This is a genomic window from Mycobacterium sp. ML4, assembly GCF_054515735.1.
Map to the genome: position 1 here is coordinate 42,290 of NZ_JBTNSY010000027.1, position 26,990 is coordinate 69,279.

21 protein-coding genes, 7 pseudogenes and 1 other annotated feature are annotated in these 26,990 nt (G+C 65.6%); of the genes and pseudogenes, 9 read left to right on the top strand and 19 right to left on the bottom strand.

Annotated features, from left to right (window positions below):
• Positions 1–5: 5 nt before the first annotated feature.
• Positions 6–674 carry a DUF3043 domain-containing protein gene (locus ACX9NE_RS24680; protein ID WP_459364372.1) on the bottom strand — a complete coding sequence of 223 codons (669 nt, stop codon included), beginning with the start codon at positions 672–674 and terminating at the stop codon, positions 6–8.
• Positions 675–832: 158 nt separating this feature from the next.
• On the opposite strand from ACX9NE_RS24680, the gene ACX9NE_RS24685 reads away from it, so the two are divergent.
• Together ACX9NE_RS24685 and ACX9NE_RS24690 are read left to right on the top strand one after the other, a co-directional pair.
• Positions 833–1,909, top strand: coding sequence for a glycerate kinase family protein (locus ACX9NE_RS24685; protein WP_459364392.1), 1,077 nt, complete (start codon positions 833–835; stop codon positions 1,907–1,909).
• Positions 1,910–1,986: 77 nt separating this feature from the next.
• The gene (locus ACX9NE_RS24690) at positions 1,987–2,343 is read left to right on the top strand and encodes an iron-sulfur cluster assembly accessory protein (protein ID WP_459364373.1); all 357 of its coding nucleotides are present in this window, start codon (positions 1,987–1,989) and stop codon (positions 2,341–2,343) included.
• A gap of 4 nt (positions 2,344–2,347) precedes the next feature.
• Here the strand turns inward: ACX9NE_RS24690 and ACX9NE_RS24695 are convergent, their stop codons facing one another.
• The gene (locus tag ACX9NE_RS24695; RefSeq protein ID WP_459364374.1) at positions 2,348–3,007 is read right to left on the bottom strand and encodes an Rv0361 family membrane protein; all 660 of its coding nucleotides are present in this window, start codon (positions 3,005–3,007) and stop codon (positions 2,348–2,350) included.
• A gap of 189 nt (positions 3,008–3,196) precedes the next feature.
• Here ACX9NE_RS24695 and ACX9NE_RS24700 point away from each other — a divergent pair, with 189 nt between their 5' ends.
• A complete protein-coding gene (locus ACX9NE_RS24700) occupies positions 3,197–4,171 on the top strand; it encodes a carbohydrate kinase family protein (protein ID WP_459364375.1) in 975 nt (324 codons plus the stop codon).
• A gap of 13 nt (positions 4,172–4,184) precedes the next feature.
• Here ACX9NE_RS24700 and ACX9NE_RS24705 read toward each other — a convergent pair.
• The 9 genes and pseudogenes from ACX9NE_RS24705 to ACX9NE_RS24745 form a co-directional block, all read right to left on the bottom strand.
• A pseudogene (locus ACX9NE_RS24705) lies at positions 4,185–4,258 on the bottom strand (hypothetical protein); the annotation flags it as partial.
• A gap of 99 nt (positions 4,259–4,357) precedes the next feature.
• Positions 4,358–4,915, bottom strand: a pseudogene (locus ACX9NE_RS24710) (NUDIX hydrolase); the annotation flags it as partial.
• 104 nt (positions 4,916–5,019) lie between these two features.
• Positions 5,020–9,123 (bottom strand): PE family protein, encoded by a 4,104-nt coding sequence (locus ACX9NE_RS24715; protein WP_459364376.1) that lies wholly within the window; start codon positions 9,121–9,123, stop codon positions 5,020–5,022.
• Between the two features lie 586 nt (positions 9,124–9,709).
• A complete protein-coding gene (locus ACX9NE_RS24720; protein WP_459364377.1) occupies positions 9,710–10,756 on the bottom strand; it encodes a cation diffusion facilitator family transporter in 1,047 nt (348 codons plus the stop codon).
• Positions 10,753–11,183: pseudogene (locus ACX9NE_RS24725) on the bottom strand (ArsR/SmtB family transcription factor). The gene ACX9NE_RS24720 and the pseudogene ACX9NE_RS24725 overlap by 4 nt, the downstream one beginning before the upstream one ends.
• A gap of 1,200 nt (positions 11,184–12,383) precedes the next feature.
• Positions 12,384–13,088 carry a cation transporter gene (locus ACX9NE_RS24730; RefSeq protein ID WP_459364378.1) on the bottom strand — a complete coding sequence of 235 codons (705 nt, stop codon included), beginning with the start codon at positions 13,086–13,088 and terminating at the stop codon, positions 12,384–12,386.
• Positions 13,085–13,459, bottom strand: coding sequence for an ArsR/SmtB family transcription factor (locus ACX9NE_RS24735; protein WP_459364379.1), 375 nt, complete (start codon positions 13,457–13,459; stop codon positions 13,085–13,087). Before ACX9NE_RS24735 ends, ACX9NE_RS24730 begins: the two co-directional genes overlap by 4 nt.
• Before the next feature lie 127 nt (positions 13,460–13,586).
• Positions 13,587–14,357: pseudogene (mddA, locus tag ACX9NE_RS24740) on the bottom strand (methanethiol S-methyltransferase).
• A gap of 70 nt (positions 14,358–14,427) precedes the next feature.
• Positions 14,428–15,603, bottom strand: a complete 1,176-nt coding sequence (locus tag ACX9NE_RS24745) for an NAD(P)/FAD-dependent oxidoreductase (RefSeq protein WP_459364380.1) — start codon at positions 15,601–15,603, stop codon at positions 14,428–14,430.
• A gap of 106 nt (positions 15,604–15,709) precedes the next feature.
• On the opposite strand from ACX9NE_RS24745, the gene ACX9NE_RS24750 reads away from it, so the two are divergent.
• Positions 15,710–16,384, top strand: a complete 675-nt coding sequence (locus tag ACX9NE_RS24750) for an ArsR/SmtB family transcription factor (RefSeq protein ID WP_459364381.1) — start codon at positions 15,710–15,712, stop codon at positions 16,382–16,384.
• 101 nt (positions 16,385–16,485) lie between these two features.
• Here the strand turns inward: ACX9NE_RS24750 and ACX9NE_RS24755 are convergent, their stop codons facing one another.
• The 4 genes from ACX9NE_RS24755 to ACX9NE_RS24770 all read right to left on the bottom strand — a co-directional run bounded on the left by ACX9NE_RS24755 (position 16,486) and on the right by ACX9NE_RS24770 (position 20,750).
• Positions 16,486–17,151, bottom strand: coding sequence for a class I SAM-dependent methyltransferase (locus ACX9NE_RS24755; RefSeq protein WP_459364382.1), 666 nt, complete (start codon positions 17,149–17,151; stop codon positions 16,486–16,488).
• Between the two features lie 44 nt (positions 17,152–17,195).
• On the bottom strand, positions 17,196–18,395 hold the full coding sequence (locus ACX9NE_RS24760; protein ID WP_459364383.1) for a trans-sulfuration enzyme family protein: 1,200 nt from the start codon (positions 18,393–18,395) through the stop codon (positions 17,196–17,198).
• A 347-nt stretch (positions 18,396–18,742) separates the two neighbouring features.
• Positions 18,743–19,378, bottom strand: coding sequence for a class I SAM-dependent methyltransferase (locus ACX9NE_RS24765; RefSeq protein WP_459364384.1), 636 nt, complete (start codon positions 19,376–19,378; stop codon positions 18,743–18,745).
• 10 nt (positions 19,379–19,388) lie between these two features.
• Positions 19,389–20,750, bottom strand: a complete 1,362-nt coding sequence (locus ACX9NE_RS24770; protein WP_459364385.1) for a cytochrome P450 — start codon at positions 20,748–20,750, stop codon at positions 19,389–19,391.
• Positions 20,751–20,831: 81 nt separating this feature from the next.
• Here ACX9NE_RS24770 and ACX9NE_RS24775 point away from each other — a divergent pair, with 81 nt between their 5' ends.
• From ACX9NE_RS24775 to ACX9NE_RS24790, 4 genes and pseudogenes are all read left to right on the top strand, one after another.
• On the top strand, positions 20,832–21,443 hold the full coding sequence (locus ACX9NE_RS24775) for a TetR/AcrR family transcriptional regulator (protein ID WP_459364386.1): 612 nt from the start codon (positions 20,832–20,834) through the stop codon (positions 21,441–21,443).
• Positions 21,444–22,175: 732 nt separating this feature from the next.
• Complete coding sequence (locus ACX9NE_RS24780; RefSeq protein ID WP_459364387.1) at positions 22,176–22,610, top strand: DUF4189 domain-containing protein; 435 nt, start codon at positions 22,176–22,178, stop codon at positions 22,608–22,610.
• Positions 22,611–22,954: 344 nt separating this feature from the next.
• On the top strand, positions 22,955–23,269 hold the full coding sequence (gene ricR / locus ACX9NE_RS24785) for a copper-sensing transcriptional repressor RicR (RefSeq protein WP_459364388.1): 315 nt from the start codon (positions 22,955–22,957) through the stop codon (positions 23,267–23,269).
• Positions 23,233–23,714, top strand: a pseudogene (locus tag ACX9NE_RS24790) (IS630 family transposase); the annotation flags it as partial. The gene ricR and the pseudogene ACX9NE_RS24790, both read left to right, overlap by 37 nt.
• Positions 23,715–23,724: 10 nt before the next feature.
• Here ACX9NE_RS24790 and ACX9NE_RS24795 read toward each other — a convergent pair.
• The 4 genes and pseudogenes from ACX9NE_RS24795 to ACX9NE_RS24810 form a co-directional block, all read right to left on the bottom strand.
• Positions 23,725–24,767, bottom strand: a pseudogene (locus ACX9NE_RS24795) (IS3 family transposase).
• Positions 24,573–24,704: a sequence feature (AL1L pseudoknot), on the bottom strand. Its footprint overlaps the pseudogene before it by 132 nt.
• A gap of 48 nt (positions 24,768–24,815) precedes the next feature.
• Positions 24,816–25,247 carry a group II intron maturase-specific domain-containing protein gene (locus ACX9NE_RS24800; protein WP_459365247.1) on the bottom strand — a complete coding sequence of 144 codons (432 nt, stop codon included), beginning with the start codon at positions 25,245–25,247 and terminating at the stop codon, positions 24,816–24,818.
• A 50-nt stretch (positions 25,248–25,297) separates the two neighbouring features.
• Positions 25,298–25,711: pseudogene (locus ACX9NE_RS24805) on the bottom strand (reverse transcriptase domain-containing protein); the annotation flags it as partial.
• Positions 25,672–26,259, bottom strand: a complete 588-nt coding sequence (locus ACX9NE_RS24810) for a hypothetical protein (RefSeq protein ID WP_459365248.1) — start codon at positions 26,257–26,259, stop codon at positions 25,672–25,674. The pseudogene ACX9NE_RS24805 and the gene ACX9NE_RS24810, both read right to left, overlap by 40 nt.
• A 133-nt stretch (positions 26,260–26,392) precedes the next feature.
• Between ACX9NE_RS24810 and ACX9NE_RS24815 the strand changes: the two genes are divergently transcribed.
• On the top strand, positions 26,393–26,719 hold the full coding sequence (locus ACX9NE_RS24815; protein WP_459365249.1) for a hypothetical protein: 327 nt from the start codon (positions 26,393–26,395) through the stop codon (positions 26,717–26,719).
• Positions 26,720–26,990 lie beyond the last annotated feature (271 nt).

The following is a 26,990-nucleotide window of genomic DNA, read 5'->3' on the forward strand; positions in this document are numbered from 1 at the left end:
ACGGGTCATTCGACATGGGCGCCGCGTTCCACCCGAGGCCGGGGTGCTCGCATCCGGCGCATCTGGGAGGCCCGCCCTGCGGCGTAAAGACCGAGTTTCCAATGGCTTTCGGTGTTCTTCGGAAACTTCGCGTCCACCAACCGGCCGACCTTGCGCCCGAGGACGATCCCGTCGATCGTCATCAAAGCCATCAAGACCAACATCGCCGGGGACATGTAGAACTGCAGCTGCGGCAGCGCGAACATGACGGCCAGCAGGCCCAGGGCAGACGGCATGAACAGTCCGAGCACATTGCGCCGGGCGTCCACCACGTCGCGGACGTAACGGCGCACCGGACCCTGGTCGCGCGGCAGCAGGTATGCCTCTTCTCCGGCCATCATCCGTTCCCGGCGTTCGGTCATCCGGGCCCGGTTGGCCGTGCGATCGGCGCGGCGTTCCTCGCGGCTGAGCTTCGTGCCGGACAACGACTTGCGCCTCGCCCGGGCCTCCGACGCCGTCATCGGCGCCGGCGCCACGGGACCCTTCCTGCCGCGGGCCTCGCTGCGCTTGGGCGTAGGCCGGCCCTTGGGTCCGGTGCGCGTTCCCCGCGCCGGCGCCGGCGGCGAATCCTGGTCCGGCCCGCCCGGCGCGTCATCACCCTCGTCACGGCCCTTGTTACGGCCCAGCAGCTTCACACTCGTCAGGTTACTTCGATTGCGTGAGCATCCTTAATTGCGGCTGTATTGCCCACGGCAAACTTCGCGGAGACCTACGCTGGCCTGTGATGAACGTGGCGCAGGCGGGGGGTGGTGCTGCCGGTGCCTTCGGGCCCGGCAGGCTGCAGCTGCCCGCGATGCGGGTGCTGGTGGCGCCTGACTGTTACGGCGACAGCCTGTCGGCGGTGGAGGCCGCCGCTGCCATCGCCACTGGCTGGACACGGTCTCGACCCGGCGATTCCTTCATCGTGGCACCGCAATCCGACGGCGGCCCCGGGTTTGTCGAGGTGCTGGCCAATCGGATCGGGGGATTGCGACGCCTGCGCGTGTCCGGGCCGCTGGACACCGACGTCGACGCCCAGTGGGTGTTCGAGGAGCAGTCGCGGACGGCGTATCTGGAATGTGCGCAGGCCTGTGGTCTGGCGTTGCTCGGCGGCCCGCCGACGCCGGAGACGGCGATGGCGGCTCACAGCAAGGGCGTCGGTCAGCTGATCGCCGCCGCCCTCAAGGCCGGCGCGGTGCGCATCGTGGTCGGTTTGGGCGGCAGTGCGTGTACCGACGGCGGTAAGGGCATGATTGATGAGCTGGGCGGCCTGGACACGGCCCGCCAATGGCTGTCCGGGATCGAGCTCATCGCCGCCTCGGACGTGGAATATCCGCTGCTGGGACCCTGGGGGGCGGCCAGGGTTTTCGCCCCGCAGAAAGGGGCGGACGCGGCGACCGTCGCCAAGCTGGAAGTCCGGCTGGAGGCATGGGCGATGGTGCTGGACACCGTCGCCGGACGCGACGTGAGTGCGGAACCCGGCGCGGGGGCCGCCGGCGGCATCGGGGCCGGGCTGCTCGCGCTGGGAGGGCGCTGCGAGTCGGGCGCGGCGATCTTCGCCGAACTCACCCACTTCGCCGACGACCTGGAAGACGCCGACATGATCGTCACCGGCGAAGGTCACTTCGACGAGCAATCACTGCACGGCAAGGTGGTCGGTGAGATCGCAGCAGCGGCTCGTCCGCTGGGTATCCCGGTGATCGTGCTGGCAGGTCAGGTGTCGGTGGACAAATCCACCACCCGTGTGTCAGGCATCATGTCCGCCCTTGCCATGAGCGAATACGCAGGTTCGGTGCGTCTGGCACTGGCTGATGCCGCCAATCAGCTGATGGGACTTGCCTCGGAGACAGCGGCACGACTCGGGAATACCGGCCCGCCGGGGTACCGTTGACCTAGTGGGTTTCCTCGAGCAGGCCCCAGATATCCCGCTGGCCAGGCCCACCCGACGATGAGCATGTAGGAGAAGCAATGACGGTGCAGAACGAGCCGACCGCCACGACCCACGGCGTGATCCTGACCGAGGCCGCTGCTGCGAAGGCGAAGGCCCTGCTGGATCAGGAGGGACGCGACGACCTGGCACTGCGCATCGCCGTCCAGCCGGGCGGATGCGCGGGCCTGCGCTACAACCTGTTCTTCGACGACCGCACCCTCGACGGCGACCTGACCGTGGAGTTCGGCGGTGTGACACTGACCGTGGACCGGATGAGCGCACCGTACGTCGAAGGCGCGTCGATCGATTTCGTCGACACCATCGAGAAGCAGGGCTTCACCATCGACAACCCGAACGCCACCGGTTCGTGCGCGTGCGGCGACTCGTTCAACTAACGCGCTAGTACTGGCCTGCGGTGCGTAGCACGTAGGAACACACCAGAATTTGCCCGCGCTGGAACAGCAGCTGGGCTATGCCCTGTACCTGACCGCGTGACGGACCGCCCGCGGCGGGTGTCGCCTGCATGCTGAACAGCACCTGGGCCTGGTACTGCGACAGGTAGACGATCTTGTCGATCGTCGTCACTTCCACCTCGGAGAACTGTTTGCGGAAGGCGTCGCTGCTGAGCTTGGCCAGTGCCTGGTCGGAGCGTTTGTCCTTGACGGCGTCGTAGATGCCGCAAAGTGTGTTGCGCATGATCCCGTCGATGTCCTTGTGCGCCAGGGCGTTGAGGTAGCTCTGGATCGCCGTCTTGGCCGAGGCATCCGAGAGGCTGCCGCCGGTGTTGGCGCCATTGGTGCGGACCCCGTAGACGATGGCGGTCGTCAACGCGGCGACCAGCGCAACGGCCAGCAGTATGCCGATGAGCAGGCGCTTCGGCCGCCGCCGCGGGGGCTGTGGCGAACCGGGGTACCCGGTTGCCGGGCTTGCGTTGCCGGGCCCGAAGGACGGTTCGCCGTGCGGGAAATTCAGCGTCTCGGGCGGATTTGGCCCGTACGGCTGCGCTCGTTGCGGTTCGTGCGCGCCCACAGCAGGGTTCGGCGGGTGCGGACCGGCCATCGTTGTTCTCCTACGCTGTGGGGACGAGGCGAGATCGGGTTGCCGTCCGGATGTCCAGCCGCGGCAGCCACATGAGTCTCTAGGCAGGCTAGCGCAACGGCTGCGCGCTGCCTCGCGGCGACAGCGTTGGTCGCCAAGCTGCCATACATGAGAAGCTAGACGACTGAATAAACGAAGGGTGGATTTTTCGTGACCATCGCGGTGACCGGTTCTATCGCCACAGACCATTTGATGCGCTTTCCCGGCAAATTCTCCGAACAACTGCTGCCCGAACACCTGCACAAGGTGTCGCTGAGCTTCCTGGTCGACGACTTGGTCGTGCACCGCGGGGGAGTGGCCGGGAACATGGCGTTCGCCATCGGTGTGCTCGGCAGCGACGTCGCGTTGATCGGTGCGGCAGGTGCCGACTTCGCCGACTACCGGGACTGGCTGAAAGCCCACGGCGTCAACTGCGATCACGTGCTGATCTCCGAGACGGCGCATACCGCACGGTTCACCTGCACCACCGACGTCGACATGGCGCAGATCGCGTCGTTCTACCCCGGCGCGATGTCGGAGGCCCGCGACATCAAACTCGCCGACGTGGTGTCTGCCGTCGGCACGCCGGAGCTGGTGATCATCGGCGCCAACGACCCCGAGGCGATGTTCCTGCACACCGAGGAGTGCCGCAAGCTCGGGCTGGCGTTCGCCGCTGACCCCTCCCAGCAGCTGGCCCGGTTGTCGGGCGAAGAGATCAGGCGGCTGATCGGCGGTGCCGCCATCCTGTTCACCAACGACTACGAGTGGGACCTACTGCTGTCCAAGACCGGCTGGACCGAAGCCGACGTGATGTCTCAGGTGGATTTGCGGGTCACCACGCTGGGTGCCGACGGAGTCGACATCTTCGAGCGTGACGGCACGACCGTGCACGTCGGCGTGGTGCCCGAGACGAGTCAGACTGACCCGACCGGCGTCGGCGACGCCTTCCGGGCCGGTTTCCTGACCGGACGCAGCGCGGGGCTGAGCCTGGAACGCTCGGCGCAGCTCGGTTCGCTGGTTGCCGTGCTGGTGCTCGAGTCGACCGGGACCCAGAACTGGGAGTGGGACCGTGCGAGCGCGAACGCGCGGTTGGCCGGCGCCTACGGCGACGAGGCGGCGTCCGAGATCGCCGCAGTGCTCGCTTAAGTCCCGCTGGGCGTCATAACTCGACCGGGTACACCGGCTCGCTGTCTGGGGCACAACGCTGTGCTCGACGAAGATCGCGTGCCACAGCCGGCCTCGACTTATCGGGGAGTCGGCGACGTCGTAGAGCACCAGCGACGCCGGTCCCAGCCCGGCCCGCGCCCCACATGCCGCTGACAGTTGTTGGCGGATCTGCACGACCGGACGGCGACTTTCCTCGATGCTGATAGCGCGGCGAGTCGTCTCGCTGAAGTTGGTGCAATCCCACCCGGTAGAGGGCCAGCACCTCATCGGGCGCCGGGCGCACATCAAGCCGGCCGCCTCCTCAGATGACGATGGGCGTAATGACGTATCCGGACCGTGTCGGATGGTCGTCGAGCAGAGCCAACACCGCGGACTCCGGCGGCCGCACCCCGACCTCTTCGTCCAATTCCCCCAACGCGGCGTGGGTCGCCGTTTCGCCCGGATCAAGACCGCCGCCCCGGCAGTGCCCACTTGCGCGGCGTGATATCTCAAACGGGATGCTGTGCGGCACAACAGGAATGCCGCACCTCCCGCCACGTCGATCAGCTGGCCGTCGAGGGCCTCCTCGGGCAGGCGGCGGCCGCTGATTCAATCGTCCACCGGAGCGGTATGCACGCGGCCTTCACCGACCTCGGAATCCGCCAGCACCACCGCGACGGCCGCGTGCCGCCTCGTCGGGTCCGTCACGGTACGTCGGTCGTGGCCAGCTGAGCGCACCCGGATCTGTGCACGTCGTCGTAGGAGATGGTCACCGCTCGACCATCTGCCGCACGGAACGCACCTGTACCCATGGGAATCCTCCCGGGCGCCTGCTCGGCGACGACTCGTCACGACGCCAATCCGTCCGACCCATCTACGCCTGGGGGGCTGCCCAGTCCGCCGGTTCCGCCGACGCCGGGTGTTGCGTTGGCCAGAACAGCGGAGTGGGCGTCGCCACCATCCCCGCCCGCCCCACCCTGGGCGTTGATTGCCGAACTGTCGCCGCCGTCTCCGCCATCGCCTCCACCGGCAATTCCGGTCCCGCTGGTAGACGCGTTGCCGCCGTCCCCACCCGCCCCACCGGCGGCACCAGAGCCGCCGTGCCCGGCGGCACCAGCGGTCGCGGCAGCAGCCGAGGTTCCGTTCGAGATGGTTGCGGCCCCGCCGGCACCGCCCTTGCCGCCGGTGCCTGTGGTGCCGGCGCCCCCCGCAGCTCCGTGTCCGCCGGTGGCAGCACCGATTCCGTTCGTAGTGGCTGCGCCACCGCTTCCACCGATTCCGCCGCTGACGCCGTCGCCGCCGCTCCCGCCGAGGCCTCCGAGCGCGGTTCCGGACCCACCCGCGGTGACCTGGGCCGTACCGCCACCTCCGCCGGTGCCGCCGAGGGTGCCGCCACCTCCGGCCCCGCCGTTGCCTCCGGTGGCGGTACCCACAGACGACCCGTTGCCGATGGTCGCGGTACCGCCTGCGCCGCCGTTTCCTCCGGTGCCGGTGCCGCCGCTGGCGCCGTCCGCCCCGGCGCCGCCCATCGCGTTTCCGGTTCCGCTGTTGATCGCGGCGCCGCCGCTGCCGCCGGACCCGCCGCCTGCCGCGCCGATGCCCGCGGCCCCGCCGTCGCCGCCTACCGCGGTGCCCGCAGAAGCGGTGTTAGCGATGTCCCCGGCGCCGCCCGCGCCGCCGTTCCCACCCGCGCCGATGGTTCCGCCACTGCCACCCGAGCCCCCTGCGCCACCGATCGCTTTCCCAGTTCCGGGTTGGCTCGCGAAGTTGAACCCCGTACCACCGCCGCCGCCATGTCCGCCGGTGCCGGTGGTGGCGTCCCCGCCGTCCCCGCCGGCTCCGCCGACGGACTGCGCCGTCGCGTTGATCGTCTGTGCATCGCCGCCGGCACCGCCGCTTCCCAAAGTGAACCCGACGTTGTCGACGCCCCGGCCGCCCGCACCGCCGGTGCCCCCGACAACGGCCACCGTTGAGGCACTGTTGCCGACGACCGCATTGCCGCCCCGGCCGCCGCTGCCTCCGCCACCTGCGACGCCCGTGCCGCCGGCCCCGCCACTGCCGGGCGTGACGGTTCCGAGTCCGGTAGTGGATGCAAAGCCGCCCCCACCGCCGTTGCCGCCGCTCGTGCCGTCGCCACCGGCTCCGCCGTCGCCGGCGGTGGCGGTACCCGTGGAGGCGGTGTTACCGGTGACCGCGCTGCCGCCCGTCCCGCCGGCCCCGCCCTTTCCGGCGGCGCCGCCTCCACCGAGCCCGCCATCGCCGCCTACGGCGTTCCCGGTTCCTGAGTGCGTCGCAGTACCGCCGCCCCCGCCGTTACCCCCGGCGGCTCCGGAGCCGCCGCCCCCTCCGTTGCCACCCTGGGCCGTACCTGTGGCGGCGATGTTGCTGAGGGTCGCTCCGCCGCCAGCACCGCCTGCGCCCCCCAACCCACCGATCGCGCCGTCGCCGCCGGCACCACCGGCGCCGCCGCTTGCGACCCCGAATCCTTGGTTCGATGCAGAACCGCCGTTACCACCCACTCCACCGCTGGTGCCGTCGCCACCGGCCCCGCCGTTGCCGGCCGTGGCGGTACCCGTCGAATTAATGCCGTTGACGCTGGCGCCGCCGCCGGTACCGCCGATGCCCGCGGCGCCGGTGGTGCCACCGCTGCCGCCCGCCCCACCGCTGCCGCCGATCGCCTTGCCGCTCGCGGGAGCGACGAATGAACCCGCTCCCGCACTACCGCCGTCCCCGCCTCGCCCGCCACCACTGGGACCAGCGCCACCGTTTCCCCCGGCACCGGCGATGGCGTCCCCGGAGCCCCCAATTGCGATCTGGGCCGAAGCCCCGGTTCCGCCATTTCCACCGATGATGCCGTCGCCGCCGGCCCCGCCATTGCCGCCGATTGCGGTACCCGAAGAAAATGCGTTGTTGATGCCCCCCTCGCCGCCGCTTCCGCCGATGCCGCCTTTGCCGGTGGTGCCGCCACTGCCACCGTCACCCCCGGCGCCGCCGATCCCGTTCCCGGTTCCGGATGTGATCGCCGCCCCGCCAGAACCGCCGGAGCCGCCTTCGGCGGTCCCGTCACCCCCGGCGCCGCCGATGCCGCCGGTCGCGGTGCCCGTAGAGACGGCGTTCGTGATGTTCGCGATGCCACCGGTCCCGCCCCTACCGCCACTGACCCCGCCGCTGGTGCCGTCGGCCCCCGCACCGCCGGTGGCGTTCCCGGTTCCGATGTTGGTCGCAAGTCCGCCGGCACCGCCATTCCCGCCACCCGCAGCGCCGGTGCCGCCGACCCCGCCGCTGCCGCCGCTCGCGTCGCCGGTGCCGTCGTTGGTCGCCGCACCGCCGACCCCGCCGTTACCACCGAGGCCGTTGGGTGAGGCACCGCCGGCCCCGCCGTCGCCGCCTACCGCGTTCCCCGGTCCTTCATTGATCCCGGCTCCCCCCATCCCGCCGGTCCCGCCGGCGCCGCTGCCACTGCCATTGCCGCCGTGACCGCCGGTGCCGCCGACCCCGGCGATCACCCCACTCGTGCCGCCCGCGCCGCCGTTGCCGCCGGCCGCATTGCTGGGCCCGGCGTTGCCACCGGCCCCTCCGGTGCCACCGTTGCCGTAGCTGCCACCGTCGCCGCCCGCGCCGCCAGTGCCGCCCGGTATGTTGAGGGCGATGGCGTCGGTGGCGTCAAAGCCGTGGCCACCGGTGCCGCCTTTACCCCCGTTACCGGGGATTATTGAGCCGAGTGCGCCGGTCGCTCCGGCACCGGCGCCAGGACCACCGGCTGCGCCGCCCGTGCCGCCTACGCCGCCGGTGCCGGGGTCGCCCCCGTTGCCGCCGATACCACCGAGGGAGGCGGCGCTGCCGGGCCCGCCCATGCCGCCGTCACCGGGTGCTCCGGCGTTGCCGCCGGCACCGCCTGCCCCGCCATACCCGTTTGCGCCCGCCTGGCCGAACACCGCCGAACCCTGCCCACCGGCCCCGCCCATACCCCCGGTACCACCCTGGCCACCGGTGCCGCTGTTGCCGCCGTGACCTCCGGTGGCGCCAACAAGCGGGTTGTCCCAGCCGGCTCCGCCGACCCCCCCAACACCGCCGGCCCCACCGACGCCGCCCTGACCGCCGGCCCCGCCAGCACCCAGTACCAGTCCGCCGTTACCGCCCGCCCCACCAATTCCCGCGTTACCGCCCTCGCCGCCGGGGCCACCGGTGCCACCACTCGAGACCAGCGGGTTGCCCGGCGCCCCGGCGGTGCCGGCAGCACCTGCCGCACCCGCCCCGCCCGCTCCGCCGGCCCCGCCGTTGCCGTACAGCAGCGCACTACCACCTGCACCGCCGATGCCGCCGCTTATCGTGGCGCTCCCAATCCCGCCGGTACCGCCAACACCGCCGTTGCCCCACAGCCACCCGCCGGCGCCCCCGACCCCACCAGCCCCGCCACCGACCCCACCGACACCCCCGAGACCGCCGGCGCCGATCAGCCCGGCCGCTCCACCAGCACCGCCGGCCAGCCCCGGCGCCCCCGACCCGCCATTCCCGCCGTTACCCCACAAAATCCCGCCACCGCCACCGTTTTGCCCCGTCCCCGGCGCCCCATTGCTGCCCGGACCAATCAACGGACGCCCCAACAACAAATTCGTAGGCGCGTTAATCACTCCGAACAAGCCCTCTTCGAGCATCTGCAACGGCGACACACTGGCCGCGTCCGCGGCCGCATACGACCCCCCGACCCCCGTCAACGCCTGCGTGAACCGATCATGAAACGCCGCCACCTGCGCACTGAGCGCCTGATACTCCCGAGCGTGGCCGGAAAACAACGAGGCGATCGCCGCCGACACCTCATCGCTGGCAGCAACCATCACCCCGGTGGTGGGCAGCGCCACCGCGAGATTGGCCACGCCCAACGAGGACCCAATCCCCGTGAGGTCCGCTACCGCCGCGGCCAACAGGTCCGGAACTGCGATCACATACGACATACTGGGGCTCCCGCCGGAGAAATTTGCGAAATAATTTGACAAGGTCAAGAACGAAAGATCGTGAGCGTAGCGCGAATATCGTTCTTGGTCGAGAAATTCGATTTTCCGCGTGCCTTATTGGAGCGATCACCCGCCAGCAGCCGACTCCGTTGCCGTCACGGCAACCTTCACAACGTCGCCAGGTAAACGGGAGGCGACACTTGTTGGGCGAAAACTCCGGTCGAAATGATCGCCTAGCACGATCCACTTCAGGGGTATCGAGCCCCAACAGCAAACCAACCGGAGGTCTTTAGCGGCCGGAACGCTCCTCGACAGAGACTGGCCCGTCGCTAGCGCAGGCGGACCTGCTCGCTTGACTATCGTCGTAAGGCGACGCGCATTTGCACGATTGACAAGGCTGCCAACAGATGTCAGAAGTTGATTTACCGATCGTGTCGCGCACAGCGCGCAGTTCGAACGGTAGAAGAATTTTCTCGAGGGCCGCTTGGGGCGCCACCCGTGCTGGGCACGGTAGGGCGCGGCGCACAGCGACCGACGGCGAGAACAGTCCACTCGTGCCAACCCGACCTCATCGGCCGTCGATCGCTCACGGGTTATCGACGCCGGTGGGGTAGGCGTGGACGAGTGCGCTCGACAGCTTGGGCACTGCGTGGGTGAGCGCGTGCTCGGCCTGATGGGCGATCCGGTGGGCGTCAGACAGGCTGGTCGCCGGATCGATGTCGAGTTCCGCATCGGCGTGCAAGCGGTGGCCGAGCCAGCGCATCTTCACACTGCGAACCCCTGTCACGCCGGGCTCGGCGGCCAGCGCCGCTTCGGCGGTGTCGACCAGCGTAGGGTCTACACCGTCCATGAGGCGACAGAACACGTCGCGGACGGCGGTGCGCAGCACGGCGAGGATCGCCGCCGTGATGAGCAGCCCGATGATGGGGTCAGCCAGCGGGAATCCAAGCGCGACGCCGCCGGCGCCGAAAAGTACGGCCAGCGAGGTGAAGCCGTCGGTGCGGGCGTGCAGGCCGTCGGCGATCAGGGCGACCGATCCGATGCGCCGCCCGACGCGGATCCGGTATACGGCGACTAGCTCATTGCCGATGAACCCGACCAACCCGGCCGCCGCGACCCAGCCGACATGCTGGATAAGGACCGGATTGATCAACCGCCGGACCGATTCGACCCCGGCGATGATGGCCGAGAGGGCGATCATCGCAATCACGAACAACCCGGAAAGGTCCTCGGCCCGGCCGAACCCGTAGGTATAGCGGCGCGTGGCGGCCTTGGTACCCAAGGCAAACGCGATCCAGAGCGGGATCGCGGTCAACGCGTCCGAGAAGTTGTGGATGGTGTCCGCCAACAACGCGACCGACCCGGAGATCACCACGATCACCAGCTGCGCAATCGAGGTCGCGCCGAGAGCGAGCAGGCTGATCTTTACCGCCCGGATCCCGGCGGCGCTGGACTCGAGCGCCCCGTCGATGCTGTCGGACGCGTCGTGGCTGTGCGGAGTGAAAGTCGCCTTGATCACCCCCAGCAGACCCTGCGGATGGCCGTGGCCGTGGCCGTGGCCGTGGCCGTGAGTGTGGCCGTGGCGCAAGTGGTCGTGGCTGCCCGCGGCCGTGTGGCCTGCATCGTGGATCATGCGCGGCGTCCTGCCGATCGGATCGGAGTCGAATCGGCGGTGAAGGTGGCACCGGGGCACAGGGTGGCGAGCTCGGTGGCCTCTCGGTGATGTCCGGGCACACCCGGACCGGCATGCTGGGCGTCAAACACAGCGTCGGTGACGAGCGGCCCGACGTGGTCGTTGTCCAGGCCGCAGAAGATCCTGGTGCCTTCGCGGCGGGTGCGGACCAGCCGCGCAATCCGCAACTTCGCCAAATGCTGCGACACCGACGGTGCTGGTTTGCCGATATGGGTGGCTAGGTCGTTGACCGACATTTCGCGCCTTTCAGCAACGCCCGCAGCAACGGGACGCGGGTGGCATCGGCCAGCATCCGGAACACCTCGACCACCAGATCCACCTGATCGCCGGGCAGTCTGCACCTGAACGCTTCCGTACCTGCATTCATACGCAGATAATAGGCGGCTCCAAGACCTCAAGGCAACGGGCAAAGGGGAGGGGGAGGAGGGCTTCGTCGGCTGGCATCACGCGGGCCGAGCAGACCACCTCGAAAACCTGGTGGCTGCCATCCGGCATTTCCGCGGCTCACGTCGAGCCCTACGTAGCGGCACTGAGGCCGCATACGTCAGTGTGCAGGTAACGCACCAAGATCTTGTGCTGCAATCGATCTCACGCACATCATTTGTCCCCGGGAATCGACAATCGGCAGTCAGCCGCGCCGCAGCTGCCCCTCGAGGACCGCCTGTGTGTCTCGAAGCCCGGCCGGTTCGCTCATAGGCGCGGGTTGCCCGATGCCGGGCTACGACCTTGGTCTGGCGACCCGGTGTGCCCCTGTGCGCCCCCTCCCCTCATTGGGGACTTCAGCGGGATGCTGCCCCAGCGAGAGCTGCCCGCGATGGTGGCGGTAGTGCCGCGGTGCCCCATTGGAGCAGGTCAGCGCGGTCCATCCACAGCGTGAAGCAGGGGTCCCAGGACGAGGGGACTGTCATTCCGCTGTGAAGGGCCTGCGCATCTGCATGGTCATACCAATCCAGGATCGCGCGTGTGCCCCGGTACATCTGTCGCCGCGTCGACGCAAAACTGTTGATGCGTCCGCCGACGACACCACCAAACCAGTTGAGCTCGTTGTAGGTTCGGGTGGAGGCAGCCAGGACCCGGCTAAAGCCCTCAGACGCTCCGGGTGGCAGGCGGGAGAAGCCGCCCGTAATGACGATGACGATTCGTGTGATGCGTTGGCCGAGGAGTATGGAACAACAGCTGTCTGTTGCTCCAACGGGTTCCTAGACTCGGGGCATCAAGCTCATTGAATTGGGCCGAGCCAAGTACAAAAGCGAAATCCCCAGCAAACCATGCTAATTCGGCCCTTACCGCGTCTCTCGTCTCATTCATCGACCCACCCGATTCCTTAATCCAGACACCTCCAACTTAGTCGCGGACGTCGATTGGCAACGAGCGCAATTTAGGGGCGACGGGCGAAAATTGATCCCGTTCCCTGGGTTGGTAACTTCTCGGTAGTCGCAGTGTCAACTCGGGGCGGCTCCGGCGTGACGGCCGGAATTAATCCCGCCTCCATGCGCGCAGTGCGTTTCTAGTGTCGGTTTGGTCGAGGATTCCTTAACGGCGGCCGGATGTTTCCAGGGTGTGCGGATTAGCAGGCGCAGCAGTCGTCGCCGCGCCAGGATTGGATGCCTTCCCATACCGCGGCGGCAGCGATGCCTAGTCCGATAACCGGGTCGAGCCACCAGCTGCCTGGCCAGACGGCGGTGATCGCGAGGCCGGTTAGGACTGCGGCGGCCTGGGCGGCGCATAGGTAGTTCTGGGTGCCTTCGCCGGCGGTGGCGCTCGAGCCCAGCTGTGTGCCGAGTTTGTGTTTGGCGCGGCCGAGGATCGGCATGACAAGTAGCGCGATAGCGGTAAGCACGATGCCAATCACGGTGGGTTCCGCGCGGTGCTCGTCAAGCAGATGATGGATGGATTCAGCGGCAATGTAGGGGGCCAGCAGCCAAAACGACACTGCGACGCCGCGTTGGGCGCGCCGTTCGGCGGTCTCCGACAGAGTGCGCGAGCCGGTGAATCGCCATATCACAATCACACTGGCTAGACCCTCGACCGCACTGCCCAGTGCCCACCCGGTCAAGGCGATCGAGCTGACGATCAGGCCCTGCCACAGCCCGATTGCAGCCTCGGTGAGCATCCAAATCAGGCTGACCCATGACAGCCATCGCGCCGATCGAGCTGCGCGGTGCCACTGCGCATCCCGTGCAAGTGGCCTCGACGGTGCGGACGGGGTTGCCTCGCAGCAGATGTGGTGATCGATCGCAGCCTGGTTGCTCGGGGGTCCGGTAGCAGTCATCGGATGCTCTCCTGTGAACAGTTGGCCATGCCGTAATTCGGGCAAAGGGCCACCGCTTGACCGGTGGCCTCCAAAACCTTCTCGGCGCAGGTGAGCACATCGACGAGCACAGGTTGACTCAAACGGAACAGGGACGCGCGCCCGACTGGATCGAACGCTACGAGGCCACAGTCTCGAAGGCAGGCAAGGTGTTTTGACACGGTTGACTGGGCCAACCCAACGGCCTCGACAAGGTCAACCACCCGCGCCGGCCCCTCCGCCAACCGTCGCACGATGGCCAGCCGAGTCGGATCCCCCAGAGAACGAAACAAGGCCGCTGCCGGCGCCAGCTCCACCCGCGCCACTGAAGCTGTTGTGGTAGTCATTGCCATCTAGCGATATTATCGCCAAACTTACCCAACGTCCGGCGAACCTTTCCAAGTAGGCCAGAGCAGGGCCGGGTTGGCGGCGGCGGCCACTCATAGGCAAGCAGTGCCGGCTAATTCGGATTCTGTCGCGTCAAATCGGTTTAGTACTCTTTTCTGCAGCGGTACGGCGGCCGGGCCGTTGAAGCCCTGGGATGAGCATTGGCACCTGACGGCGGTACTGGCGGTACTGATCGCCGAGCGCCGCGATTAGATCGTGCTCTTCTAGTTGTAGCGCAATGAGGATGTAGCCGGTTGTCGCGAGCGCGAAGAGTAAGTGCCCCGCCGTCATCCTGGGCGCGGCCCAGAAAGCGATGACAAACCCCAGCATCAGAGGGTGCCGCACCACTCGGTATAAGAGGGGGGCACGAAATGCAATGTGGCTGTACGGTTTTGCGTGCCACGCCAGCTACACGTGCCGCAGCCCGAACAGGTCGAAGTGACTGATCATGAACGTCGACGCCAGGACCGTAGCCCAACCGAGCCAGAACAGCACCTGCAGTCCGATCCGTCCCGGTGGCCATGTGACGTTCCAGACGACCGCCGGCATCGTCCGCCACTGCCAGAACAACAGGAACAGAACCAAACTCGACAACAGCACATAAGTGCTGCGCTCGATAGCCTCGGGTACCAACCGCGTCCACCGGCGCTTGAACGCCGGTCGTGCCATCACGCTGTGCTGGACGGCGAACAAAGCCAGCAGGACTACGTTAACGACAACCGCCTCCCCGATCGCCGCCGCAACACCGTTGTCGATGCTGCGCGGCACGACAAGGTTGCTCACGAAGCCAATGGCGTATAGAAACGCCGCCAGGAAGATGAGATAGCACGCGACGCCATAAGCGATGGTGAGTAAGCGCTTCATCATGTCCTCCGTTTTCCGGTTCATACGGTTTCGGGTTGCGACCTCTGTCGCCTCGATGTCTCGGGATGGCCTAGCCACCGTTCCAGCGCGCCAGCCAATCTCGCTCCTCCTGCTCCTTCTCCGCGTGATACGACGGTGATGGGCCGCGCAATGCGATCTGGGGTGCGGGTGGGGTGAGGAAATTGCCTTCACCCTTAGCAGCCAGGCCGCCGCCGATCTCGACATAGCACACGCCCTCGCCGGTGAAGCGGGTGTCGGGCGCGTCATAACCCAAATGACGGGCCACCTGGTGTGCGGCGACCTCGGCTTCGGCTTGCGCGAAGACCGCCGCCTTCGGTAGCGGTTTACCGTTGGGCAGCATCAGTGCCGTGGCATCACCGATCGCCCAAACACTCGGAATGCTGGTGGCGAGGGTTTGCGAATCGACAGGGATCCAGCCGGTAGGGCCGATTCCAGTCGACATCACCCCTGCGGCTGGGGACCGGTGTGGCGGAACCACTGCGAGATGATCGAATGATTCCGTAGTGCCGTCGGCGAATTCCACGCTGCGGGTATCCGGATGGATGCGAGTCGCGGACTTACCACCATGGAAACCAATACCGTTCGCTTCCATCATGGCGAGTAGAGCGTTGCCGACTTCCGGACCGGCGACCGGCATCGGCAGCGCATCCGGGGTGAACGTATCAACTCGCACCGCGCCGCTGGAGTACTTGGCGCCTAGTTGGTCGGCGATGAGGAACGCCGCCTCGAATGGTGCGGCCGGGCACTTGAACGGCACCCCGACGACGAGCACCACTACCCGTCCCGACTCCATCACCCCGATCTTGCGGTGCAGATCCGCGGCACCGTCGAGGGTGTAGAACTGGTCCGCGACACCAGATTCGAGCGCGTCCGATAGGCCGGGCAAGGCCGCGACGTCGAGGGCGGCGCCGAGGGCGATCACCAGAGCGTCGTAGCGGATCGGGCCCGCGCCGTGGCAGTGCACCGTCTGCTCAGCGTCGTCGATGCGGTCCACTTCCGCCGTCACCATCTCCACACCGGGAAGCGCTGCCGCCGTGGGTCGTACCCGCACCTGCTCAGGGGTGCGCCAGCCACGCAACACCCACAGCAGCGACAACCCCAGGGTGCCGCTAAAGCTGCGATCGACCAGGACGATCCGATCTTGGGTGGGCAGTACCTTGCGCAGCTCCGCGGCCGCGCTCAGACCTCCCACGCCGGCGCCTAGGACGACAACTGTCTTGCTCATTGATGTTCACTTCCTGCTGGAGTTGGTCAGACGTTGGTGATCCCGGTGGGGCCGTCCCCTCGTGTTAGTATAGATACACTATTCCAAAGATTATTGGAGAAGCAAGATGGAAATGCCATCCGGTTCCAAGGCGGCACTGTTTGACGAGATCGCCCGGGTCGGGAAGGCGCTTGGCAACGGGCGGCGACTGCAAATCCTCGACCTGCTCGCTCAGGGTGAGCGCACCGTCGAATCGATCGCCACCGCGACGGGCATGAACCTGACCACCGCCTCGGCGAACCTACAGGCCCTCAAGACCGGCGGCTTGGTCGAAGCACGCCGCGATGGCACCCGTCAGTACTACCGGCTCGCCGGCGACGACGTGGCCCGGCTGTTTGCACTGGTGCAGACGGTCGCCGAGGCGCACCTCGCCGACGTGGCCGTCGCGGCCGATGCGGTGCTTGGTTCCCCCGATGACGCCATCACCCGTGAGGAACTGGTTCGCCGCCTCGACGCCGGCGATGTCACCCTGGTCGATGTGCGACCGCATGAGGAGTACATGGCGGGCCATATTCCCGGCGCGATCAGCATGCCCCTCGCCGAGCTGGTAGACCGACTAGCCGAGCTACCGGCCGACCACGAAATCGTCGCCTACTGCCGTGGCGCGTACTGCGTCATGGCACCCGAGGCCACTCGAATCGTGAAAAGCTCCGGACGCGCGGTCAAACGCCTCGACGAGGGCATGCTCGAATGGCGCCTCGCTGGACTGCCCGTAGACGAACCAAAGGGATGGGCAAGCTGACACGTCATTCGTGACCACATCGGTTAAGGAACACCCAACGACGACGCAGGTTGACCCCCGTCAACGACATATTTCCCCGGAGGATTCGGGTGGGGTACTGCTCAGTGAGATTTCGTCATGGTGACTCGCCATAGCCGACGAGGCAGGTCCCCTTCTTCGAAGGCATAAACGTCGTCGAGCGTCCAGCCCTCGGCCAAAGCATCGACCAGTTGTCGGGAGAAGTAGTGCACAACGAAGCCACCGTGCTCGAAAATATCGTCTCCGTATGCGTTTCCGGAACCATAGTGGGCGTCGCCGGTGTGGCGCACGGTGTAAACGAATATTCCGCCTGGCCGCAGCACGCGCCGGACCGCACTTACGATGGCCTGTATCTCCTTCGTCGACACGGCCATACACAACGCCATGTGCGCGAACACCGCATCGACGGCGTGGTTTTTCAGGGGAAGGGGTTCGCGCAGATCGTGCACGATGGTCGACAATTGCGCCGCTACGCTCTGAGTTTCGGCAAGCTGTCGGATTCGTTCGATCGCAACATCGCTGAAGTCGATGGCCAGCACCGTGAAGCCCTGTCTGGCGAAGTACACGGCATCGCGGCCGTGACCGGCCGCCAACTCTAGGAGTCGCTTGGCGCCAGTCGCCTTGAAGAGGTTCGCTGCGTACACCGCCGGCGCTGACGGCGCAGACCCGTACATGTCGGGGTGCGCTCGATAAGTGTCTTGCCAGTGTTGGCGCTGCAATGCGCATAGATCGGACTGTTCGTGCGGCATGCGGTGAGACCTCCTCTCCTGTCACGCATCAAAGGTTGGCCGTGTCACGACAACAGCGACTCACCGTCCAGTGCGTGGGCGAGGTCGGCGATGAGGTCGTCGGCATCTTCCAATCCGACCGACAAGCGGATCATGCCGTCACTGATGCCCCGCTGAGCCCGCTCTTGGGGGGTCAGTCCGTGATGGGTGGTGGTGATGGGCTGAGTGACCAGACTCTCTACCCCGCCCAGGCTGGGCGCGATCGAGAACAGTCGCAGGCGGTCGACGACCGCGGCGGTTTGTTCTGCGGTGGCATCCAGAACGAAGCTGAGCATGCCGCCGCCGCCGCGCATCTGCTTGTCGACAACCACTTTGGCCGGGCCTGTCGCTAGGCCGGGATAGTTGACACGGCTTACTTGTGGGTGGGTGTTCAGGAAGGCGGCCACTTCGGCAGCGGTGTCGTTTTGTCGATGCACGCGTACCGGCAACGACCGAATCGAGCGGGCAAGCTGAGACGCGACCTCAGGAGCGATCATCTGACCAAGGTTCTTGCGCCACAACCGTACCGGGGCCAGCAGATCGGCTGACCCCATCAACGCCCCCGCGGTCAGGTCGGAATGTCCACCCAGATACTTGGTTGCCGAGTGCACGACTAGATCGGCGCCGTGCTGCAAAGGATTCTGGTTGACCGGCGTGGCGAATGTATTGTCCACCAACGTTAAGGCCCCGACAGCGCGTGCCTTATCGGCGATCGCGGCGATGTCAACGACATCTAAGGTGGGGTTTGACGGGGTTTCCAGAAACACGATGCGCGTATTCTCGGTCAAAGACGTAGCCAGGGAATCGATTTCGTCAGCTCTTAGAAACGTGGTGGTGATCCCGAGCTGCGGCAGATTGTCGCCTAGCAATTCGAATGTGCCGCCGTATACGTCACCGATGCAGACGATATGCTCGCCGCATCGCGCGTGCCCTAGGAAGGTGGCAGCTTCGGCCGCCATACCAGCGGAAAACGCTAACGCGTGTTCGCTGCCCTCCAAGTCGGCGAGCTTGGTTTCCAAGGCAGAGATCGTGGGGTTGAGGCCGTAGCGCGTGTAAAGATTTCCGGCTGTGCGGCCCTCGACGACATCAAGCAGATCAGAAGTCGTAGCGAAGGCGAACGTCGAATGAGGATAGATAGGCGGATGGATTGCGCCTTGAGCATCACGACGATCCCCGGCATGAACGCTTCGGGTCGACAATCCATGGGAACTGCTGGGAGTGATCATCGTCTCCTGCTTCTGCTGCTTCCTAATTGAGTTGCACCGAAGAGAGCTTTCTCCGTCGCGGCGGCCGCCACGGTCCGCTCACGTGCGAAGGAACTCGGCCTTCGACCGGGTCTCAGGGCTTTCCGGCCATGTCATTATCCAACTATCCTTGGAATATCGTAGAAGCTAGTGTACCGCCGCCCACGAAGCAACTTGCACAGCAAGACCCGGAATGCGGAATGACAAGTAGTCGGTCGGTGTGGCCATTGCGACCTGCCAAACGCCGCGCGGCAGCGGTTAGGTCACTTTCCAGCGCAAGCGGCATCGGCCCGCTGTGCTGTGTTCGATTGGTCGTGGCGCCGTTGGGGTTAGCCGCGAACGCTCTTACGGGCGACCATGCGCTCGATGAGACCGAGCTTGAACCGTTCCGAGCGTTCGATGACGAATGGGCGCTCGGCCACTTTGGCGAGCGGCCGTCGCAAGAAATGCTCGTTGGCCATCGGGACCGTAACGACTTCCAGCGCGCGCTGCACCCCCCGGGCGATGCGCGATGAGCTGACGATGTGGTCAACCAGGATCAGCTTCCCGCCGGGCTTTAACACCCGGGTCATTTCGTCGAGTGCGGTGTCAATGTCAGGTATTGCACACAGCCCGAAGGTGCATACCACCGTGTCGAATGCGGCGTCGATGAACCCAAGATCGTGAGCATCACCTTGTCGCAATTCAACTTCGCGACCAAGCTCGCGGGCACGGGCGCGAGCGATCGCAAGCATCTCTTCGCTGATATCGATTCCGGTCAACCTCGCATGGGGCGGATATGCGGGCAGATTCAGCCCCGTGCCAACTGCGACTTCAAGGACGTCGCCGTTGGCTTGCGAACACGCCCAGTTGCGGGAGTCCCCGAACAGCATGCGCTCCATGAACCGCATTTCGCGGTCGTAAGAACGGGACTTCTTGTCCCAGTATCGATGCCAGCGCTCGGTGCGATCTTGTGTGTTGACCATTCCCATTCCCTTATCGCTCGTGTTGATGGGTATTTCGCAGCAGCTCCGGCGCACCTTGGGCGACTGAGGGTCTCGGAGCGACGGCAATGCGAGCCCCCTGCCTGGGCACATTGGTGATGTTGCGTACTCGCCCGCGTTCCGTCCCGTTACCGACAGAAGGGGCAAGGATGTAACGAGTGAGGATTTCGCGCAGGACCGTGGTGCCCTCCATGAGTGAGAATCCGGCACCGATGCAGCGGCGGACGCCGCCCCCGAACGGTAGCCAGGTGTTGGGTGCGACCTCGTGTTCAAGGAATCGGTCGGGCCGGTACGTGTGTGCGTCGGGGTAGCTGTCCCGGCGCTGGTGAGCCAGCAGAATGGAGGTGTTGACGACAGTGCCCGCCGGTAGATCCCAGCCACCAATGACCTGGTCGCGGGTGAGTTTGCGTGCGGTGGATGCGATCACGGGATGAAGTCGCATAGCTTCTTTCAGCACGGCTTCCAAATATGTGTCGTCGTTGTCACGGGCGGCAAGATGGGCACGGTGCTGGACGTCGGGATGGCGGGCTAGCTCATGCAGCGTCCACGCCAAGGCTGACGCGGTGGTTTCATGTCCCGCCAGCAGTAGTGTCACCAGCTGATCACGCAGCTCGGTGTCGGTGAGGGGCGCGTCATCGCTTTGGTGACCCGCTTGGAGCAGCCTGGACAGCACGTCGCTGCGCTCGCTCAGGTCGGCCGCTCGGCGACGGCGCTCAATCTCGACGTATAGCACCTCATCGATCTCGTTCTGGTTGTGGCGGAATCGTTTCCACGGTCCGAAACGGCCCAGCATCGGGAACACCCAGCCGAGCAGAATGATCGGGCTGATGTCGACGATCCTGTTCAGCCTCGGCGCAAGCTGATCGCGAGTGCGAGCATCGGTAACACCGAACACGACCCGCATGATGACATCGAGGGTCAGTTCGTTCATACGATCCAGCGCCCGAAGTTCCGTGCCCGGCTTCCACCGGTCGATCTCGGCGCGAGCCAGGCTTGCCACGAAGCTGCGGTAGCCACGCAGCGACGCACCGTTGAACGCCGGCATCAACAGGCGCCGGGCACGGGCGTGCTCCGCTTCGTCGGTGAGCAGCACCGAATGCTCGCCCATCACCGGTCCGAGGATCTGGTTGCCTTTGCCGGCGTGGAGGTCATGCGGGTCGGCCGCAAAGATTTCTTTGATGTGTTCGGGTCGGTGGAACACCACCAGGTGGTCGGCATAGGGCGGAACTCGCAGCGAAAAAACATCTCCGTAGCGACGGGCCATAGCCGGCAGAAACCACGAACGGTGGCGCTGGAACAGCACGCTTTGCACGGCCGCGGGCCATCGCGGACCTGGCGGATGCGGCGATCCCATTGATGCCTCCTCGCGTCCACGGCGTCGGGCACGTAAACGAATGTTTTATTCAAACGTTTGTTTACCAGGTATGGTGGTTGCATGCAAGACGCCGCCGATGACACGAGTAGCAAAGACCGCCTACTCAGGGGCGCTCTGACGTGCATTGCCGAGCAAGGCTATGCCGCAACCTCGTCACGCGACATCGCGAAAGCGGCAGGGGCAAACGTGGCCTCGATCAACTACCACTTCGGCAGCAAGGAGGCGCTCGTCAATGCGGCGTTGAGCCAGTGTTTCGGGATGTGGAACCAGCGCGTCGAGCAGGCATTCGAGGCGGCTGCGGGCCTGGCGCCCCGCGACCAGCTGGCCGCGATCCTGCGCGCGGCCATCGATTCGTTCGCCGGGCTACGGTCGTCAGTGCACGCATGCGTCGAGTCCTACGCGCCGGCCCTTCGGTCACAGGAGTTAAGGGAACGACTCGCGGCGGGATACGCGAGCGTGCGCGAATCCGCGGTTCGATTGGCGACCCAGCACCTGGATGACGTGGGCTTGACGGCGCCACAGAACCTGGCCGCCATCGCTTCGGTGCTGATGGCTGTTTGCGACGGCCTGATGTTGCAATGGATCGTCGACCCCGAAGCCACTCCGAATGCAGCCGAAACACTTGATGCCCTGGGTGCGCTGGGAGCGCTGGCATCGATGGGAACGGACTAGCCAATAAGTTGTGCGGCAGATTCTGCTGGCGATATTGCTGCCGCTGCGCAATGTGAGATGTAGGGTCTGCCGCGATTGAGTGCGAGCCGGAAGTTGTTTGCGCTTCGACGAGGTCACCCTGCCTGGCCGAGACATCCCAGGTGGTCTTCGGTGAAGCGGGGAAACTCAAGCGCATCCAGCCTCGCACCCGGGTGGACTGACGCGTTGTGGGCAGTTAGGCCGCTGCCTTGTGACTTTGGTCCCTACCCCCCAAGGGTATTCTATGTCAGAATCGCTCAGCATGACGCAAACAACTGAGTCCAGCGAGCCGCCGGCCGCGACAGCACAGCCTGGCTATTCCGATCACTCTGGTCGACCCAGCCGGGCGGATCAAATCTGGTCCGTGGTGGCTATCACCGCCGGTGTGGTCTTCATCGTGACCGTGATCTTTTTCTGGGGGTTCTTTTTGGGCCGAGCCACAGATGGCCCCAACGGGCACCGAGTCTCCGGCGGCGCGGATGAAAGCAGCTGTCCGATGATGGGTTCCGGCGGCGGCATGCGACCCGGCACGATGGGCCCGGGAGGCTCGATGGACACTCCTCAAACGGCAACGCCGACACCACAGCCGACGCCCCGTCCGTAGCGCGCCAAAACTGCTGCAGCATCGACGATTTGCCTCTGGATGGAATCACTTCGAAGTTGGCCTGAGCCGACTCCGGCCGCGACGGACCTCAGAAAGGGGTTAGGAAAATGATGAAGAAACGCTGGCAGCAAGTGGCTTTTGCAGCCGTCAGCTTGGGTGCAACAGCGGGGCTGATGATCATGGTGCTTCCGTTGGTTCCCCAGGTAAGCGCCAACCTCGACCGTGCCGCGATGGCCGAGATGGGCATGGCAGCGGAAATGCCCGTCCCTCATGTGATGCGTTACGGTGCGATCGCTTACTCTCCAAGGACCGGCGCGTGGGGCACATCGCGGGGCTACCAGGTCAAAGCTCAAGCAGAACGAGTCGCACTGGAACAGTGCGGTGAAAATGATTGCAGAGTGATCATCAGCTTCAATCTCTGCGGCGCTGTCGCCTCCGACGGCTCGAATTTCCAAGGTGGAACAGGTCTCTCACGTCAAGCGGCGGAACAAGACGCGCTGAACAGGCTCGGCGGCGGGAGAATCGTGAACTCGGTTTGCAACTGAACTCCGCAGAATTTACCTGGCCGAATCCCCTCGACGAGGAACAACCGCGCCTGCGTTGACTGAACCGTTTCGGCGAGTCGGAATCTCTGGCCAATTTTGGTCAGCTCAACCACCGGTGGGTGATCAGGAGGGCTGTTCCATCAGCTAATTGACCCCAAACGCCATCGTGCTGGCTGAAGCTGATGATTTGCCCGGCGCCTGGCGGAGCCCGCCCCGACAAGCGCACACTAACGACCGGTTGGCTGGGGATGCCAAAAAGCTCAGGCCCCCGGGTTATAGTGGCCACCGAGAGTGTCATTGGTGGCCGACCATGCTCAGCACGCGGCAATGCACAGAACAACCCGATGACCAAAATTCTGGGAGTTCAGGTGAAAACCACGACTGGATATGCGGCCAATAAGGACAGCTATGCCAAACGCCTGCGCAGAGTCGAGGGCCAAGTCCGCGGCATAGCGAAGATGATCGATGAGGACAAGTATTGCATCGACATCCTCACGCAAATTAGCGCGGCCAGCAGCGCTTTGCGCTCAGTGGCGTTGAACCTGCTCGATGACCACCTTGACAGCTGCGTGAGCCAAGCAATCGCCGAAGGAGGAACAGAGGCGGACGTGAAGCTGGCCGAAGCCTCCGCGGCTATCGCACGACTTGTGCGTTCCTGAGTTTGGACGAGCCGCGGCCTGGCCGGCCCCCGGTGGTCGCCGATGAGCGAATAAAGGACTTGATCACTGCGACGTTGGAGACCACTCCATCGGGTGCCACGCATTGGTCGACCCGCTCGATGGCCGAGCCCCTGGGGTTGAGCCAGTCGATGGTCTCGCGAGTGTGGCGAGCGTTCGGATTGGCTGCGCACAAACAGGATTCGATTCGTGCCGCACTTCACCCCCAACCAGCTCATCTTGGCTCGACCTCGTCGAGCGCTGGTTTTCTGAGCTAACTAACCACCAAAAGTTGCGTCGCCGTACGCACACCTCAGTCCGGCAACTCAACTCTGACATCCTGGGATGGATCGCCACCTGGAAGGACAACCCGCGCCCCTACATCTGGACCAAGACCGCCGACCAACTCCTGACCAGTATCGGCAACTACTGCACCAGAATCAATTGAATCGCCCTGGTTAGCTCGGAGGCTCGGAGTATTGGATTTCGACCAGGGGTTGGCCGCTCTGTTGGGCATCGTAGAACGCGGCTTCGAACTCGGCCGGCGGGAGGTCGTCGAGGTAGCCGTGTAGGCGGGTGGTGTTGTGCCAGTGGACCCAGCCCAGGTGGCCAATTCGACGTCCTCGACGGTCTTCCACGCCCCGCTGCGGGCGGGCCCGTAGATCAACTCGGCCTGGTAGTAACCGTTTACCGTCTCCGCGAGAGCATGATCGAAACTGTCCCCGATGCTTCCGATCGAGGGCACCGCGCCGATCTCAGCGAGCCGCTCGCCGTAGCGGATCGAGGTGAATTGGGACCCGGTATCGGAGTGACATGTCAAGCCCGGCAACATGATTCCGCGCGACCACCGGGCCATCTCGATCGCATCGAGCACCATGGAGGTGCGCATGTGCCTGGCGACTCGCCACCCGACGATCATCCTGCTGAACGCATCGACCGGAAAGCACACGTACGCCACGCCGGCCCAGGTCGGCACGAATGTCAGGTCGGTCACCCACAGCTGGTTGGGTGCGGTGGCGGTGAAGTCGCGGCCTACCAGGTCAGGATGGCGTGGCGCTCCGGGAGCGGGTTTGGTGGTGCGCACCCGTTTGCCGCGGCGGGCTCCGGCGATCCCGGCCGCCCGCATCAGTCGAGCGACCTGGTCACGACCGATGTCGTGGCCAGCCCGGCGTGCTGCTTTGCACAGCTTGCGGGCCCCGTAGACGCGGTAGTTGTCCTCCCAGAGCCCCACCAGCACCGGCGTGAGGACACCATCGCGTTGGGCGCGTGCCGACGGTGCCCGGGTTTTGGTGTCGTAGTAGGTGCTCGGGGCCATCGACACCCCTGCAGAGCGCAGGACGGTGCAGATGGGCTCGACCCCGAACTCCTCGCGGTGCATGTCGATGAAGGCGACTATTTCTTGTGTTGGCGGTCGGTGAAAGTCGGCCCGGGGGACGCGGACAACTGTTGGGGTTGTTCCGTTTTCCCGGGCCGCTTCCCGAACCCGGCGTGCACCTTTCAATGCACCGGGCTCTCCACAAGACCCGGTCAGGCTGCTGTATTGATGTCCTCATCGGTGAGTGGCCAGGGCGAGGGAATCACCGAACCGCGGTAGCGGTAACGAGTGGTACCGAATCTTCTCGAGGTCGATCAGCACGCGTTCCTCGGTGGCTGGCCACCAGCCGCCGCCGCAGTAGCGGCGGCGAAGCTGCTTCCAGGTCGATTTGCGGTGTTTTCGGCGCATCCACCGCCATACCGTCTGCCACGTGTAGTGGCTGAGGTAGGAGAAGGTCGCCGAGGACACCCCGGCCTTGAAGTAGCCCGCCCAGCCTGCCAGGGTCGCATTGATGCGGCGCAGCAGGTCATCAAGCGACTGAGTCGGTTCGACTGTTCGGCGCCGCGTCTTGAGCTTCCGTTTGACCGCCAACACGGCCTTGGTGGACGGATGCACATAAACATAGCTTCGGCTGGTGCCCGTTTGCGGCGGCGCTGGATGTGCCACCCGAGGAAGTCCAGCCCCTCGTCGATGTGGGTGATCAGGGTCTTCTCCGGTGACAGAGAAAGCCCCATCGTCGATAGCACGGCGGCGATGCCCTCCCGTAGTTCCTCGGCGTGGGCTTTGGTGCCCCGCACCATCAGACACCAGTCGTCGGCATAGCGAACCAGCCGGAAGTTCGGCTGCCCCTGGCGAAGTCGTCGAGCACGCTCGACTGAGCCGGTCGCCGGGCCACCCGGCAGAACGGCGATGTGTTCATCGAGCACCGACAACGCCACATTCGCCAACAACGGCGAGAGGATTCCACCCTGCGGAGTTCCCGCGGTGCTGTCCTCCAGCAGGCCTGCCTCGGTGAGGATGCCCGCCTTCAGGAACGCCTTCACCAAACCCAGCACACGGTTGTCCTCAACTCGTCGACGTACCCGCCCCATCAGGGCGCTGTGGTCGATCTCGTCGAAGCAGGCCTTGATGTCGCCCTCGACAACCCAGTCGTAACCCTGGGACGCGTTGCAAGGTAACGCACTTCGGCCACCGCGTCATGAGCTCGGCGCCTCGGACGGAAGCCGTAGGAACACGGCAAGAAATCCGCCTCGAAAATCGGCTCCTGCACCAACTTCAACGATGCCTGGACCACCCGGTCGGCCACGCTCGGAATCCCCAGACGGCGTAGCTTACCGCCGCCCTTCGGGATCATCCGCTCGCGGACCGGCAGCGGATGGAAACTGCGGTCCTTGACGCTGGACCGTAGTTCGTCGAGGAACGCCTCGACACCTTGCCCGGCGGCGATGGACGACGCCGTGCGCCGATCCACCCCGGCCGTAGCGGCACCCTTGTTTCCGCTCACCCGATCCCAGGCCACCAGCAAAAAGGCGGGATCGGCAACGAGGTTGAACAGATCGTCGAACCGGCGATGAGGATCATCGCGAGCCCAACGGTGCAGCTTGGTCTGGATCTTCAGTACCCGTTGCCGCGCCATCATCAGCGCCAACTCCAGTTCGTCGGTATTCACCGGCGACATCTATCCCTCCTGATTTTCCAGTTCCCGCACTGCATGTCTTGCTGGCCCCCTTCGCCCTGTGACCGCCTTTCTCGGTCTCCGCGGCAGGGCACGTGACCGCCCGCGACTACTACGAGGCCTCCGCCCCACCCTGATGCGGTTCCTTGACTCCGAACAGGGAGTCTTCACACCCCGGCCCGGCTGGCTGCCGGGCCGAGATGAACGGTTCTGCGGGGTGGTTCCCACGTTCACCAGATCATCGGTTGGTCAGGGAGGTGCCCAGCTCTACTCCGGCAGCATCGCCACGGTTACGCCGCAGGCCTTCACCGTGGCCTCCCCACCGATGGAACTAAACGGCTTCGGAGTCGACCCCACCACCGGCGAGGTCGTGCACTGCAGACCGGCCCATATTCGCCAGGTTGGAGCCGGCTTCGGGGTTACGGAGCGTCTGGCACTGGTTCGCTGGCGCTGCACCTTCTGACCTTGCTCAACGAGCCCGCACCGTCTGGCAGTACCAGCACGGCTCGCCTTCTCGGGGCCGCTTGCCACCCATCACCGTCGTTCCCGGCGATCGGCTGCCCCGACGCTTCATCAGGCCGCTGCGACGGCCCGACAGCGACGGTCTCTCACCACCTCCCGATACATCCAGCGCCTCGTGGCGTACAGCTCCGCCCCGAAGAAACTCGCCGCGCGTTTCAGTATTTCGTTGGCACGCTTGAATTCTCGGTTCTCCTGCTCAAGCTCTTTGACCC